Annotated in this window: 12 protein-coding genes and 3 pseudogenes; 3 read left to right on the top strand and 12 right to left on the bottom strand. The window is 60.1% G+C overall.

Going from position 1 to position 14221, the window contains the following annotated elements; translation table 11 throughout:
* Positions 1-35: 35 nt before the first annotated feature.
* Positions 36-431, bottom strand: coding sequence for an SPFH domain-containing protein (locus JCM25414_RS25640; protein ID WP_025840466.1), 396 nt, complete (start codon positions 429-431; stop codon positions 36-38).
* Between the two features lie 14 nt (positions 432-445).
* The gene (locus tag JCM25414_RS25635; protein WP_206777942.1) at positions 446-871 is read right to left on the bottom strand and encodes an SPFH domain-containing protein; all 426 of its coding nucleotides are present in this window, start codon (positions 869-871) and stop codon (positions 446-448) included.
* Between the two features lie 306 nt (positions 872-1177).
* On the opposite strand from JCM25414_RS25635, the gene JCM25414_RS01175 reads away from it, so the two are divergent.
* Positions 1178-2248, top strand: a complete 1071-nt coding sequence (locus tag JCM25414_RS01175) for a cobalt-precorrin-5B (C(1))-methyltransferase (protein ID WP_025840463.1) — start codon at positions 1178-1180, stop codon at positions 2246-2248.
* 91 nt (positions 2249-2339) lie between these two features.
* On the opposite strand, the gene JCM25414_RS01170 is transcribed toward JCM25414_RS01175, so the two are convergent.
* The 9 genes and pseudogenes from JCM25414_RS01170 to JCM25414_RS15715 form a co-directional block, all read right to left on the bottom strand.
* On the bottom strand, positions 2340-3362 hold the full coding sequence (locus JCM25414_RS01170; protein WP_025840461.1) for an L-idonate 5-dehydrogenase: 1023 nt from the start codon (positions 3360-3362) through the stop codon (positions 2340-2342).
* 73 nt (positions 3363-3435) lie between these two features.
* Positions 3436-4691, bottom strand: a pseudogene (locus tag JCM25414_RS24025) (MFS transporter).
* A 197-nt stretch (positions 4692-4888) separates the two neighbouring features.
* A complete protein-coding gene (locus tag JCM25414_RS23230) occupies positions 4889-5032 on the bottom strand; it encodes a hypothetical protein (protein WP_159101683.1) in 144 nt (47 codons plus the stop codon).
* A 105-nt stretch (positions 5033-5137) separates the two neighbouring features.
* Complete coding sequence (locus tag JCM25414_RS01155) at positions 5138-6286, bottom strand: anhydro-N-acetylmuramic acid kinase (RefSeq protein WP_408734853.1); 1149 nt, start codon at positions 6284-6286, stop codon at positions 5138-5140.
* A gap of 7 nt (positions 6287-6293) precedes the next feature.
* Positions 6294-7190: an N-acetylmuramic acid 6-phosphate etherase gene (locus JCM25414_RS01150; protein WP_025840459.1), complete on the bottom strand. Its 897-nt coding sequence runs from the start codon at positions 7188-7190 to the stop codon at positions 6294-6296.
* A complete protein-coding gene (locus JCM25414_RS15720) occupies positions 7180-8556 on the bottom strand; it encodes a sodium:solute symporter (RefSeq protein WP_051535596.1) in 1377 nt (458 codons plus the stop codon). The genes JCM25414_RS01150 and JCM25414_RS15720 overlap by 11 nt, the downstream gene beginning before the upstream one ends.
* Positions 8532-8705 (bottom strand): hypothetical protein, encoded by a 174-nt coding sequence (locus tag JCM25414_RS23865; RefSeq protein ID WP_206777941.1) that lies wholly within the window; start codon positions 8703-8705, stop codon positions 8532-8534. Before JCM25414_RS23865 ends, JCM25414_RS15720 begins: the two co-directional genes overlap by 25 nt.
* Before the next feature lie 275 nt (positions 8706-8980).
* A complete protein-coding gene (locus tag JCM25414_RS01135) occupies positions 8981-9682 on the bottom strand; it encodes an acetolactate decarboxylase (RefSeq protein WP_025840458.1) in 702 nt (233 codons plus the stop codon).
* A gap of 21 nt (positions 9683-9703) precedes the next feature.
* A pseudogene (locus JCM25414_RS15715) lies at positions 9704-10661 on the bottom strand (glutaminase).
* A gap of 143 nt (positions 10662-10804) precedes the next feature.
* Here JCM25414_RS15715 and mntR point away from each other — a divergent pair.
* Complete coding sequence (gene mntR / locus JCM25414_RS01125) at positions 10805-11362, top strand: manganese-binding transcriptional regulator MntR (protein ID WP_277910933.1); 558 nt, start codon at positions 10805-10807, stop codon at positions 11360-11362.
* Here the strand turns inward: mntR and JCM25414_RS01120 are convergent.
* A complete protein-coding gene (locus JCM25414_RS01120) occupies positions 11290-12150 on the bottom strand; it encodes a class I SAM-dependent methyltransferase (RefSeq protein ID WP_025840456.1) in 861 nt (286 codons plus the stop codon). The genes mntR and JCM25414_RS01120 overlap by 73 nt on opposite strands.
* A 318-nt stretch (positions 12151-12468) precedes the next feature.
* Between JCM25414_RS01120 and JCM25414_RS15710 the strand changes: the two are divergent.
* A pseudogene (locus JCM25414_RS15710) lies at positions 12469-13805 on the top strand (Nramp family divalent metal transporter).
* The last annotated feature ends 416 nt before the right edge of the window (positions 13806-14221 follow it).

Genomic DNA, 14221 nt, shown 5'->3' with positions numbered 1-14221 from the left:
TTGGTGAGCGACACGAAGGCGGGAACACACAGGAATCACTTGGCGGTGGGAATGAACTGCCCCGAGGCCGCTGCGGCAATCTGGCCGCTATTCATGTCGATTGGCACGAAGATCACCGTCGCCTTGCCTGAGCGGCTGGCAGTCACAACCATATCAGCCTGATTCACGTTCTGCATCAGCGTGAGAATGGCATCTTCGCTGACATCGGGGATGCTCTTTCGAAACAACTCGGCCGCTTCGGCAAACCCGGCCGCAATGGCCTTGCGCTCATTGGCAATACCCTCACCTTGCAGCTTTTTGCTTTCTGCTTCGGCTCGGGCGATCCCCACACGGCGGACCATCTCGGCCTCGGCTTCAGCCTGGGCGGCATCCTTGCGGGCAATCGCGGCCAGCTTGTTATTCATCGCTTCCTGAATTTCGGGCGGGGGCATGGGTTGCTCGATGGTTACGCGTGAATATCCAGCCCTGATTCAAGCGCGTCGGCCACCTGATCGTCAATCACGCGCCGGGCAATCTCGTTACGCTGCGAATAGAGCTCGGCCAGTGTCATTGTCGAAGCGATCTGCCTGATCTCATTCTCAACACGAAAGACGAGCCTTTTGACAGGCTGCGAGACCTTATAGGCGTAGCTGAATACAGCCTCTCGGTCATCGCGCACGCTGTAAAGCAGCACCCAACGGATCTCGATAAACACGTCATCAAGCGTCTTCACCTCCGATGACGTCTCGACCTGCATCTGTTGCAACGACACTTTGTAAGCAACGCGGTTCAGAATCGGGATACGAAAATGCAGCCCGCTTTCCAGCAGGTTCCGCTGCGGCTTGCCCAGAAACTCCGTGACATAGACCATCCGTCCGGGAACGATCAGCACACCCCCGAGTAAGAAGAAAACAGCCAGAAAGGCTATGACCGCGATAACAAGTATCGCTAAAACAGGCTCGGGAATTGTCTGGGTCTCCTTTTTCTTTTCTATTTCGAGATGGAATCTATCAGAAGCTCTCCTGCTACTCGCATCAAAAACAGCCAACATGTCCATATTCTGAGACTTCCGCGCGATGTGCGATGCCTGATGTCGCCTCCGAAGCTCTGGCGGGATCCGGTCTGAAATGCGATGAAGAACGCGTGCGCAGAATGACGCGGCCTCTGGCCGCCCGGATGGCAGGGAGGCAGAGCCGATATGACGCAAGCCACGGCCCTGCGTCGGGGATGGACGACAGGAAGCTGTGCCACGGCAGCCGCCAAGGCCGCATGGTCGCTGCTCACGACCGGAGACTACCCCAACCCTGTCAGCATCACGTTGCCAAATGGCAAGGAGGTCACTTTCGCGCTCGACGGGTCAGGCCGTGAAGGCGGGCGCGCTTGGGCGCGCGTGATCAAGGATGCCGGAGACGACCCGGACGTCACCCATGGGGCGCTGATCACGGTGCATGTCGAAGCTGCCCCGGCAGGAAGCGGGGTCCTGTTCCGGGCAGGAGACGGCGTCGGCACCATCACCCAGCCGGGCCTGCCGCTTCCGCCCGGTGAGCCCGCGATCAACCCAGTGCCGCGCGCCATGATCTGCACGGCACTGGGGCAGATCACGCCCGGTCCTGTCGACGCCTGCGTCACAATCTCCATCGCCAATGGCGAGAAGCTGGCTGAACGCACCCTGAATGCACGGCTCGGTATTCTGGGCGGATTGTCGGTGCTCGGGACAACCGGGATCGTCATTCCCTATTCCTGCTCGGCCTGGATTCATTCGATCCATCGCGGTGTTGATGTCGCGCGCGCGCTCGGCTTGCCCCATATAGCGGGCAGTACAGGAGCGACTTCGGAAAATTCGGTACGTTCTCTTTACACTCTGTCTGATCCGGCCCTGATCGAGATGGGAGATTTCGCGGGTGGGTTTCTCAAATATCTGCACCGTCACCCTGTGCCGCGCCTGACGATAGCGGGCGGGCTCGCGAAAATGACCAAACTTGCCCAAGGCCATCTCGATCTGCATTCCAGCCGCACGCTGGCCGACCCACAGGCTCTTGCGCTGCTTGCCGCCCCTCTGGGACTCAGTGAAGCTCAAATCGACCGGCTGCAACGCGCCCAGACGATCGCTCAGGGGTATGCGGCAATAGACGATGACAGGCTCGGAGAGCTTATCGCGCAGCGTGCGGCTGAGATTGCCAGAAACGCCCTCGGTGATCCTGCGTGCCAGCTCGATGTGGTCATTTTCGACCGTCAGGGCACCCTGATTGGGCGAAGCAGCTTATCGTGACCAACAGCAATCACGGCGTTCTTTCCCTGGTTCGCCGCGTGAGCCCATCGGCTCGGTCTAAGCGCAGTTCTGACCACAGACGAGGCGTCCATCAGAATTCGAGCAGTACTTTCATGGCCTCGCGACGGTTCGAGGCCAGATCGAACGCCTTGCCTGCGTCTTGCAATGCAAAACGCTGCGTGACCAGCGCGGCCAGATCCGCCTTGCCTGAATCGATCAGATCGACAGCCAGGGCGAACTCCTCGCGGAAGCGGAAAGAACCGACCCAGTTCAGTTCGCCTGTCACGATGCGGCTCTGCGGCAGAGTGACATCATCACCCAGACCAAGTTGCACGATGGTGCCACAGGGCGCCATCAAATCGAGCCCCCTGCGCAGGGCCTGCTCATTGCCCGAACACTCGATCAGCACATCGACAGAGCGCCCAAGAGCCGCCAGCGCCTCAGGGGTGTCACGCGAGTTGATCACTCGATCGGCTCCGGCCTTGAGAGCAATGACCAGAGGCTCGGAAAGGAGGTCGGTGACGATCACGTCTCTGGCCCCGTTCAGCCGTGCCGCCACCGCCACCAACGTACCGATAGGCCCGGCCCCGGTCACGAGTAGGCGCTTGCCCATCAGAGATCCCGCACGACTGACTGCGTGAAGTGCCACGGCAAAAGGTTCCGAAAGCGCAAGTTCTGCCGGAGACTTGTGTATGGCTTTCACGCATTGGCGCGAATGGCAGACGAGGTCCTGCCTGAAGGCACCATCGATATGAGGGTTGCGCATGGCACTGCCGTAGAAGCGCATATCGGTGCAATGATTGGCGCGCCCGGCAAGGCACTGGTCACAATGCCCGCAGGCCAGACCGGGATTGACTGCTACGACATCGCCTATAGCAAGACCGACGACGTCGGATGCTTTTTCTGCAATACGTCCGGCGATTTCATGACCGAGTATCATCGGATGCTTGATGCGCACAGCACCAAAACCACCTTGATGGTAATAATGAAGGTCTGAGCCGCATATTCCGCCTGCCTCGACATGCACGCGCACTTCGCCCGGCGCCAGAGCAGGAACGTCACGCTGTTCGATCCGGAGATCGTGGGGAGCGTGAATGACGAGCGCCTGTGTCATGAAAATAATCCTGTCCTCTGCAACCATGAGGGTAGAAGCTGCGAAATTGCTCTGATGTTGCGCCCGACCCGTCTCACTTCCGCGTGTCCTGCGGCAAGGCAATGCGCTCGACAGGCCCCATGATGAAGAGATAGGCGAACGCCCCCACGAGGCACAGCGCCCCGGCCAGAGCGAGAGGCAGGACGAACGAACCGCCAGTGAGCATCAACAGGAGGCCGGTGAAGGTAGAAATGCCGATACCTGCCAGGTTCGCTGCGCCATTCTGTAACGCGCCAATCAGCGCGACATTAGCCGCGCTCGGGGCCACCTCACCCGGAAGAGTCCATATATTGGCGGCGGTAAAGGCGAGGGCAGCATAGGAAATGCCCATCAGCACAAGAGCGGTGACCGAGCTCTCTACGATCGGAGCAAAGGCAATCACGCAGGAGACGATCATACCACCGACGAGGCAGCTCTTGCGTGCGCTGGTGGCACTCCAGCCACGGCGCAGCAGCGCGTCGGAGACGGCCCCACCGATCCACCCGAACGGGATTGCAAACAGCGCGGGGAAGAGACCGTAATATCTGACATCCTCAAGCGAGAAGTGCCGGGCATTCATCAAGAAGCTGGGAAACCACGTAATGAAGAAATAGATCGCGAAATTGAGGCAGAAAAATCCTATCATCATGCCCCAGATTGTGCGCTGTCTCAGCAAATAGCCAAGCGAGACAGGTGCAGCCTCTGTCGCGGCCTGACCAATGCCCTGACTGTCATGAAGGAGAACCCGCTGCGCCTCGGTCACACGCTTGTGGTCTTTGGGGTCGCGATAGAGGAAAAGCCAGATAACCACCCAGACAAAGCCAAGCGCGCCGGTCCAGATGAAGGAATGGCGCCAGCCGACACTCGCAACCAGCCACGCGACAAGTGGCAAGGCGAGCGCCGAACCCACGCGGGAGCCGCTATCGAAAATACTACTCGCGAACCTCTCTCGGTACGGGGAAACCAGTTGAAGGCCACCTTGGCAAAGCCGGGTAAAGCACCCGCCTCGCCAATTCCGAGCAGCAGCCGGGCCCCGATCAGACTCGGCAGCCCCGAGACAAAGGCGGTCGCGGCCGTGAAAAACGACCACCACAGCACCGAGCCCGCAAGGCAGCGCCTGACGCCAAAACGGTCGATCATCCAGCCGACCGGGATCTGCATCAGCGCATAGGTCCAGAAAAAGGCGCTCAGAGCGAGACCGATCTGGAACGGCGACAGATGCAGTTCTGCCTCGATGCGTGGCACTGCAATGGCCAGATTGGAGCGGTCGAGAAAATTGATGATATTGGCAACAAAGCACAGGGCGATCATCTGCCAGCGCAGGGGGCTCATCGACGGTATCCTTCCGATCAACGAGCAGTCATCCCGACGAGACCAACACGCTTCCATCGCGCGCTTGCCCGGTGAGGGAGAACACCCTGCGTTATCGACCTGTTCTACCTGTCGCAGACCCTACTAAAACATGACTCGTCTGTCATCTTATGATGAGTCACGGCTGTGTTACGGCCTCAGTTGCAGGTGTGCAGAACTTGCTTCGGGCTGTCGACCGGATAGGAACTCGCTGTTGGGTCATTGGCGCAAGCCGCGTGTTCGATGCCATTACAGGCGGTCAGGGTGAGCGCACCCACCAGAATTGCCAGAATTTTACCCATTGGTCGGTCCATCCCTTGTTTCATTGTATCAACGCATCAGCGTGCCGGAACTGTCAATCGAGCATGCGGAAATGCCGCATCACTCAATGAGGATCACGACTCACCTCAATTTCCTATGCGTGGCATAGGCTGCCGGAACTCAGTGGAAGGATGGATGGCAGCGCAACTCAGGCGACCGCCGGTGAAAAGGCCCGGCGCGCCCGTGATGCCCGGCGCCGAAAGAGGCAGCCCTCGCAGGCTGCGCATTGCGAGATAGGCGAAGCATTCGGCTTCGACCATATCACCATCCCAGCCCAGAGCCTCGACCGGGGCGACGCTGCCCGGCAGGGCCTTGGCAAGCGCCTGCATCAACGCCGGATTATGGCGCCCGCCACCGCAGACAAACCACGCGCGGGGCATTTCAGGCAGGATCGTGGCCGCAATAGCCTGAACCGTGAAGGCGACAAGCGTTGCGGCCCCGTCTTCGGCGGAAAGAGGCGTAAGCAAATCAAGGGCCGCAATGAAGGCCTGACGGTCGAGCGATTTGGGCGGCAGACGGCGAAAAAACGGTGCCGAAAGCAGCGATGTCAGAAGCGCCTCATCCACCTCTCCTGCAAGCGCCAGCGCGCCATCGCGGTCACAGGCAATACCCGTGTGACGCAAGGCCCAATCATCCAGCAAGGCATTTCCCGGCCCGGTATCGCAGGCGAGAACAGCCCCGTCGCGACCAACGAAAGTGACATTTGCCACACCGCCAACATTGAGAATGGCCACCGGGCCGTCCTGCCCGGCCAGACAGGCGGCGTGATACCAGGGAGCAAGTGGCGCCCCTTCTCCGCCACGCCGCACATCGTCGCTGCGAAAATCATGAATGACCGGCAGACCCGTTGCCGCAGAGAGATGCAGCGCATCGCCGATCTGCCATGTGCGTCCCGACTGTGGCGCATGGAACAGCGTCTGGCCATGAAACCCGATCAGATCAGCCTCGCCCTCGATCGCCAGAACCTGACGCACGGCTTGAGCATGAATGTCGGTGAGCGCGCGCTCTGCCGAGAGCAACTCGGGCTCATCACCACGCAGGTCTGCCGCGCGATCAAACAGGGCGTAGAGCACCTGACGCAGCGCAGGATCGTAAGCAAGACTGAGCGATGCCCCACGACGCCCGACGCGCGTGCCGTCGGTCTCGATCAGGGCAGCATCGACCCCATCGAGCGATGTGCCACTCATGAGCCCGATGACACGCAGAAATCCCGGTTCGACAGGGCGCATCGTCATGCGGGCCTCACGATTTGAGGATGGCGTGAAGATTATTGCCGTTCGCAGTCAGCGCGGCTTCCGCCTCTTCCAGCGTCATGCCGTGTCGCAGCAGGACGGCGCGTTTGACATTGCCATGACTGAGCTTCAGCGCCTCGCCGATTTCGGTATCGCTCCCACCGGCAAGGCTACGCACCATCGCAATAGCCCGGCGACCGAGCTTGGCATTGGTCACACGCATATCGACCATCAGCCCGCGATAGACATGACCAAGACGGATCATGAGTGTGCTCGAGAGCAGATTGAGTGCCGCTTTCTGTGCCGTACCTGCCTTGAGACGGGTCGATCCTGCAATGGCTTCCGGCCCAGTCGGCAACAGAATGCCCAGCTCGCCCTCGCGCAGAAGTCGTGTTTCGGCCACGCAGCTTATGCCCACAGTCAGAGCACCGGCTTTACGCGCAGCATTCAGGGCGGCGCAGCTATAGGGTGTATTGCCGCTCGCCGCGATACCGAACACCACGTCATGCGGCCCGACATGATGCGCCGCCATTTCGCTTCGCGCAGCCTCTTCATCGTCCTCCGCGCCTTCTACGGCCTGGGATTGCGCGCCGCTGCCACCTGCCAGCATCAGCACGAGACGCTCCGATGGCCAGCCATAGGTCGGGGTCAACTCCACCCCATCCTGCATCCCGACGCGCCCGGCCGTGCCTGCTCCGACATAGAACAGCCGCCCGCCGTCACGAAGGCGCGGCAAGGCGGCTTCCACCACGACTTCAAGCGCGGGTACCGCAGCGCGCACCAGTGCCGTAGCGGCCATCTGGGCCTCGGCAAGAGAGTCGAGAATGGTCGCCGTCGGCCAGAGCTCGATTGTCGCGTAGCGCGGGTCATGCGCCTCGGTCTGCGGGGAAGACGGCTTATCGGTCATGATGCTCCTTAACGGCCTCGTCCGGCCCGTTTCGTCCCAAACCCGAGGCTCTGGCGAGCCCGGCGGCGCCAAGGTGAAACAGGATACCCAGCGGGACAAGCCACGGAAAGGCGATCGAGACACCGCCCATCTGTCCGCTGATCAGAACGAGTGCCATGGCACTGAGCGACACTACAAAGCCGGTTTGAACGGCACGCGCACCGAGCCCCGGCAGAAACAGGGCGCAGAGAAACGCCCCCAGCGTCGGCCCATATGACCAGCCTGCAATCGTCAGGCCCAGTATGACCGCCGATTTGCTGCCCATCGTGAAGAGCGCCGCGCCAGACAGCAGCACCGCCCCCCAGAAGAGCGTCATGAAACGTGGGGCGGAAAGCGTGCGCGGCCTGTAGCCGATAGTCCGCATCAGGCCTTCGATCCAGCGACGGGGTGTCGGGCCGAAATCGGTTAGGCTTGCCCCCGCCATTGCGTTGAGCGTGGAGGATAGTGACCCCATCGTGGCACTCAGCACACCCGCGATCAGCAAACCCGAGATACCGGCAGGAAGCGAACTGACAATGAAATGCGGAAACAGCGCGTCGGGTGACTCCAGTCCTAATGCGGCAAGGCTCTGCCCTGCCTGACTGATCCAGAGTTGCACCCCGAGCAAGGACAGCAGCCCGAACAACAACGCCACCACGACAGCGCTCCCGATCAGTGCAAGACGCGCCTCGCGCAAGGAGCGTGCCGCCAGAAGACGCTGCACCATAAGCTGATCGGTGCCGTGAGACGCCACGGAAAGCACCGCCCCACCGATCACGGCAGCTGATACGGTGAAAGGGTCACGCCACCAATTATGAACGGTCAAAGGATGAAAGACCTGAAACATCCCGCCCTGCCAGGCATGATGCCAACCCGCCGCGCTCAGATGTCGTCCGACGAAAACCGCGCAGAGCGCGGCGCCGAACCCATACAGCCCGAGCTGGATCGCATCTGACCATACCACCGCGCGCAGCCCGCCAAGGATGGTATAGACAAGGGTGAAAAGCAGAATGGCACCCAGAACTGCCCAACGCCCGACTGGCAACCCGCTATGGGTGAAAAGCCAGACCACAGGCAGCGCCCCGGCCAGAAGGCGGATGCTCTCGGCCAGAAACCGCGTAACGAGAAAGGCCCCTGAAGCCAGACGCTGCATCGACGCCCCGTAACGATGACCGAGCAACGTATAGGCGCTGGTCAGCGCGCCCTCGGCATAGCGTGGCAGAAACCAAAGTGCGACCGCGCTGCGCCCCACACAATAGCCAGCCGCGATACCCAGGAAGACAAGCCCCTGCGTGTAGCCGACACCCGGAATGCTGATGAAGGTCAGTGTGGATGTTTCGGTAGCCACCAGAGACAGGCAGAGCGCCCACCAGGCAGATCATGATGCCCTGAAAGAAAATCTTCGGACGATCCCCCAGCCCTCCGGCTCACGCACCAGATCAGGAACGAGATCGCAATGAAATAGAGCAGGATAACCGTGAGATCGAGAGGTTTCATGTCACCTTGTCAGAAAGGACGATCGGGATGTCGGCCATCATGTCATGCCATGACCAGGGCACAAGACATCAAAGACGGATCGAAACCCAAAATCGTCGTTTCCTCATGGAAGACGCGCAGAAACGTGAATCCGAGCACCTGCAGCAGAGATCGGGCTGGCAATCCCGCATATACTCGAGACAGGCTTCATCATACGCCTGATGGGAGGCTACGACGATTGACAGCAGATGCGCACCAGAGAGATTTGCGCCTCAACGCCTGAGAACCCGGCCCCTCTATTTCTCGATACGATGGATCATCTCGTCGAGCGCATCGACATCGATTTCGAGCGCTCTGAAGGCTTCGCTCGCCGGGTTCATAATTTCAATCGTGGTTTTTTCTTCGAAGCTCAGCACAGCATTCTGCGCCGAAAATTCGAGCACATGACCGCTGATCTGTGAGGTTTCGTCCAGAAAGTGAAAATGGAATCCCGGGACAGAAACACGCCCGAATAATTCGGGAGTCCAGAAGCCGATCAGGCGCCCTGTAATCCTCTCGTATTGGTCCACCTTCTGAGCGGCAGCGACATCATCGACACTGCGACTGCCGCCATCGGCGCGGTGGGGACGGCGCAGTACGAGATGCTCGAAACAGCCACTGATGGACACCGCCAGAAAGATATTATCGGGGCGGATAAAGCGGCTGAGCTGCGCCTCGGCGTTTTCATGGGTAACGGACGTGACCTCCCGCTCCTGCAGCGGCACAAAATCCGTCACCTGAACGAACGGAATCTCGGCCTCCATCGGCAGACAATGCAGCGCCTCACCTGCCGTTGCCTCATGCACCTTTCCGTCATGGATGGTCAGCTCACCACTAATCTCGGCAGAGCACCCCAGACCGAAAGCCAGATGCGAGCAGAAAGCCGAAAGTGGCGCCTCACCACGGAAATGCCCGGCCATCAGCGCGCCAATGGTCGAGAACTGGGTAATCTTGCTCATGCGACAATGCCTTTCAGGTGATCAGGTAATTTTTTGAACCGAGAGCGGAAACGGATTGAAAACCGACCAGCCCGTTTTCTGAACCAGTTTTTCGAGCGCCAATGTGCCGAGCAGGGAATTGCCCTGTGCATTCAGCCCCGGCGACCAGACCGCAACGGAAGCGAGCCAGGCGCAATGGCCAGAATGCCGCCGCCTACGCCCGATTTTCCAGGCAATCCCACCCTGATCGCAAAGGCACCCGAGCCGTCATAATGGCCGCACATCATCATCAGTGCCATGATGGTGCGCGCGTTGGGCACGGAGGTGACCATGCGACCTGAATGAAGATCGAGCCCACCCGTCATCAGATAGCCGCCAATACCCGCAAGCTGTCGGCAGGACATCGTCAGCGCGCATTGGTGAAAATAGAGATCGAGCGTGTCTTCGATCGGATTTCTGATATTGCCGAAGGTGCGCATGTAATTGGCCAGTGCCGCATTGCGGAACCCGGTTTCACGCTCCTGCTGCGCCATGTTCTCGTCGATATGCAGCCCTTCTGACGCTCCCGATTGCGATTGCGCAAAATCGAGCAGGGCCTGGCGGGCACCCAGCCGTCCGAACTGCGAGACGAGAATATCGGAAATGACGATCGCCCCCGCATTGATGAAGGGGTTGCGCGGAATGCCCTGCTCGCTCTCCAGCTGAACGATGGAGTTGAACGCACTCCCCGACGGCTCCTGACGCACACGTGTCCAGAGCGCGCTCCCCTCAAGGGTCAGCGCCAGCGTCAGCCCGAAGACCTTGGACAGGCTCTGGATCGAAAACGCCTCATCGGCGTCTCCTGCCACATGCGCGCCACCACCGGCATCGATCACGCAATGCCGAATTTTCCCGGATCGACACAGGCCAGAGGCGGAATGTAATCCGCCACATGGCCACGCTCGGTAATCCCTCGCATATCATGCGCGATTTCGGCAACGATGCTGTCGAGATCGGCCATATCCTGTCCTTCTTCCTGCTGGGCGCCTGATCGGGTGGCACAGACATGACATGGCGGCGCATGGCAGACAACGCCCCGACCGCATGAGCCCGGTTGAGATCGACGGCCTAATCTGCGATGAGGGCTTCATGACAGGCGGCATCATGAAACCCAGCGATCATACCGACGAGCCCAGGGCAATGTCAGAGGTCACGCTTCCTGACGTGGATGCGCAGTCCGAAGGGTTTCGCCTGAATCGTGCGGCGCGACGCAATGCGCTTATCGAGGATTATGTCGAGCTGATTGCCGATCTTCTGGCCGAAGGGCGCGAAGCGCGACAGGTCGATATCGCGACCCGTCTTGGTGTCTCCCAGCCCACGGTTGCCAAGATGCTTACGCGCCTCTCGACAGAAGGCTATGTGCATCGCCGCCCCTATCGTGGTGTCTTTCTGACCGAGAAAGGCCAGAGCGTGGCCGATGAGGCCAAGAACCGTCATCGCATCGTCGAGAGCTTTCTCCGCGCTCTGGGCATCAGTGAAGAGACCCTCCGCGTCGACGCCGAAGGGATCGAGCATTACGTCAGCGACGAGACACTCGCTGCTTTCGACCGCGCTCTTGGCACCCTGATTGCCCGGCCTGACAAGGCTGATCAGCCCTCGCTGGCATCGGCTTCGAACAGGGCCGCACCGCAGAGTCTTGACCCACGCGTCAGAAATGCATGAACTTGCGATACGCAGGTTGCGCCCCAGCTGATATCGCGCGCCAGATCGCATTCTTCGCGAAGAACAAGACCGGGAATACGCGCCAGGACATCCTGCGGGCGGCGCAGATTCCAGTCGAAACGCGCCCCTGTCTGACGCACACTGGAATTGCTGTGTGCGTGCCGCGAAACAAAAGGCGAGACATAGTCGAAGAGGATACCAAGCGGGGCGTTCCTCGCTGCGGCGAAATTCCTGATTCTGGTAAAGAGGCGCCACACGATCTCTGACGGCAGATACATCAGCACACCCTCGGCGAAAAACAGGATGGGCTGGCCGGGACTATGTGGCAAGGCATCGAGCCACGTCCCTGCCTCCATTTCGTCGCTCACCAGCCCGGTGCCGATCATCCCCTGCGGACGGACCCGTTCGCGCAGAGCCAGGATTTCAGGCAGTTCGATATCGTACCACAGCACCGCATCGATATTGTTCAGGCGATTCTGACGCATATCGAGCCCTGAGCCGAAACTCAGACAGAGCGTGGCCGGATGACGCATAAGCCAGGCCTCGATGACCCTGTCGAACCATCGGGCGCGCAGGATGGTTCCACGCATCGATTTCCGGTCGGCAGCAAAACGCGACGGGTCGAAACCCAGCCGCGCCGCCACAGCCTCTGCCGTACGGTCGCGAAAATTGAGATCGGGCGCCAGCTCGGGAGCGAGAATGCGCGCCGCCAGCGTGATCAGCATGGTTTCCGGAACGCCCCGCAGCGTTGCGAGTGACACGTCGGAATGAGGGGCAGTGCATAACATGGCAGAGCACTCCTTGCTGTGGCGCAGTCCAGATCATTTATGCGAATCGTTCTCATCTAACGCTATCGTCTTCGTACCCGAAACGCTAGCGCTGTTCCCACTCACCAGCCTGACGCTACCGCCCCCGCCATTGACAGGGGATAAAAACCAACCACCTCATCAACAGGACGTTATCGGTCCAGAATGTTCGGTTTCGATTAATATAGCATATTGCATATTGATAAGCCTTAGGTTTGAGTAGCGCCCCATGTCCTGCCCCCCGCCCGCACAGGAACCTGCCCCACCGAAGCCGAACACACCGGAACCGACCGGCCCGGTCTGAAACGCACGCCGTGGCGCTTTACGCGTGCGCTCGGGGCAGACGGGCATAGTTTGCCCGAGGTCTTCTCCTCTGTGCGTGTGGCGCCCGAAGGCGCGGGCTGGCTCAGGCGCTTTCTGTCATTTGTGGGACCAGGCTACATGGTGGCCGTGGGGTATATGGACCCCGGCAACTGGGCCACTGACCTGCAGGGCGGGGCGCAATTCGGCTATACCCTGCTTTCGGTCATCATGATTTCGAACCTGATGGCCATTCTGCTTCAGGCGCTTGCTGCGCGTCTGGGTATCGTGACCGGGCGCGATCTGGCTCAGGCCTGCCGCGACCATTTCCCCCCTGCTGTCTCGTTTGTGCTGTGGTTTACCTGCGAACTGGCGATCATCGCCTGCGATCTGGCCGAAGTCATCGGCACGGCGGTGGCGCTGCAATTGCTGTTTCACATTCCGCTGCTTTTCGGCGCACTGATTTCGGCCTCCGACGCGCTGATCGTGTTGTTTCTGATGAATCGCGGGTTTCGTTATCTCGAAGCTTTCATCATCGCGCTGCTGAGCGTCATCGCCGTGTGTTTCGGTGTGCAGATCGTGGCGGCTTCCCCTCCGGTGGCTGCGGTGCTCTCCGGCTTCCTGCCGCGCGCCAGCGTGATGACCAATCCGGCCATGCTCTATATCGCCATAGGCATTATTGGCGCGACGGTCATGCCGCATAATCTCTATCTGCATTCCTCCATCGTGCAGACACGCGACTACCGGCGCAATGATGCCGGTCGCAAGGACGCACTACGCTGGGCAACGCTCGACAGCACCGTGGCGCTTATGCTGGCGCTGTTTATCAACGCTGCCATTCTGATCGTGTCTGCTGCCGCTTTTCACGGCACCGGCCATCAGGATGTGGCGGAAATCGAAGACGCCTACCGCCTGCTCTCTCCTGTTCTGGGCATGGGCGTCGCCTCGACGCTGTTCGCCGTTGCCCTTCTGGCAGCAGGCACGAATTCCACCGTCACCGGCACACTGGCCGGGCAGATCGTGATGGAAGGGTTTCTGCATCTGACCATACCGCACTGGGCGCGTCGTCTCATCACCCGTGGACTGGCCATTATCCCGGTCGTGGTCGTGACGGGTTTTTATGGCGATCATGGCGTCGGCAAGCTGCTGATCTTCAGCCAGGTCGTGCTGTCTCTTCAACTCCCCTTCGCCGTCATCCCGCTGGTGATGTTCGTGTCCGACAGACGCAAAATGGGACGTTTCACGATATCCCCCGGCATGAAAGCCTCTCCTGGGCTGTCGCGGCGATCATCCTGCTCCTGAACTTCAAACTGCTCTACGACACCCTCGCCGCCTGAGGCGAGGCCCCCTCTCCCTTTTTTATACGCCGTGAAAGTCCAAGCCATGCTCTCTGCCACCTCGCAATATAGCAAATGCTATTCAAGAAAGCTTAAGGGATTTCTTGAAACATCTGCTCATTTGTGCTCTTTCACCGCGCTGGCTCCGACCTCCCTGAGACCGGTGCTGATGGGCTCGGTTCTCGCAGGACAATGTCTCGTGTGTCTTTTGGCCGCGGAGGCAAAGGCGTCGGAGGGAAAGACGCATTATGGCACTGCGCTGACGACAACATCGCCGCAGGAGGTGCAGACGGCAAAATCTGCCCCCAGGCCCCATTCATCTCGCCCGGTAGCCGCGACTGCAAGCGCGAAAATCCCCGCGAAAACAGCCTCTGCAACCGCCCCCTCAGATGCGCAGCATCATAATCCGGGCGGCG

Source organism: Asaia platycodi JCM 25414, from assembly GCF_000614545.1.
Classification (GTDB): domain Bacteria; phylum Pseudomonadota; class Alphaproteobacteria; order Acetobacterales; family Acetobacteraceae; genus Asaia; species Asaia platycodi.
This window is presented reverse-complemented; position numbering and strand designations above follow the sequence as displayed.